General features: G+C 52.9%; 2 protein-coding genes. Both read left to right on the top strand.

The window, feature by feature from the left end; all coding sequences use genetic code 11:
- Nucleotides 1–238 (top strand): peptidoglycan recognition protein family protein (locus AK963_RS29885; protein WP_175404754.1); only part of this gene is annotated, 238 nt, incomplete at its 5' end.
- On the top strand, nucleotides 235–609 hold the full coding sequence (locus AK963_RS29880; RefSeq protein ID WP_066018824.1) for a 3TM-type holin: 375 nt from the start codon (nucleotides 235–237) through the stop codon (nucleotides 607–609). The genes AK963_RS29885 and AK963_RS29880, both read left to right, overlap by 4 nt.
- Nucleotides 610–837 lie beyond the last annotated feature (228 nt).

Genomic DNA, 837 nt, shown 5'->3' with positions numbered 1-837 from the left:
CAACCATGAGAGCGTGGGCATTTGCCTGGTCGGTGGATTGGATAACAACAACCAGCCGGAAGATAACTTTACCCCACTGCAGAAGCGAATGCTGAAGCTGCTGATTGCTGGTCACCAGGCTCTGTACCCTGATGTGGAAGTACGGGGTCATAACCACTTCAGCGAACATAAAGCCTGCCCAAGTTTTCCCGTTGAAGTATGGCTCTACCAGGAAGGGCTGCAGGGAGTTGATCTGTGAGCTGGGCGGCTGCTGTCCCTTTGGTGGGGAAGGTCATTGATAAGCTGTTCCCTGATGCCAACAAAGCAAGTGAAGCTAAAGCACAGCTAGCTGAGATGATGATCAACGGGGAGATCAAGGAACTGGCAGAACAGGCAGGCATCATCACCGCCGAAGCCAAGGGAGAGAGCTGGCTGCAACGCTGCTGGCGTCCCCTGGTGATGCTGGTGTTCACGGTGTTGGTCGTCTGCCGCTGGATGGGGTGGGCAGCACCGGATCTGAGTGAAGAGGTTGAGTTGAAACTGTTCAGCATTATCCAGCTGGGCATTGGTGGTTACATTGCCAGTCGTGGTGTGGAGAAGGTGGCGAGAACATGGACGCAAAGCAGATGATAAAAGTTATATGTCGTGTAGCTGTGGTTTTGCACCGATTCAGAAAAGTTCGGTATCGTCCGTTTGATGCTCTGAAAGCCCTGTCATTACTGACTTCCTGCAAGGCGGAGGGACCCTGCGAACCTTTAGCTAATGCGGGGGTACAAAGCCGCAGGCTTTCGCCAGTGACAGAGTGAAAATCGGGGTTGACAGTGGTTGACAAAAACCGAAGGAGGCCAGTGTTTTTCA

This window comes from Endozoicomonas atrinae, from assembly GCF_001647025.1.
Classification (GTDB): domain Bacteria; phylum Pseudomonadota; class Gammaproteobacteria; order Pseudomonadales; family Endozoicomonadaceae; genus Endozoicomonas; species Endozoicomonas atrinae.
This window is presented reverse-complemented; position numbering and strand designations above follow the sequence as displayed.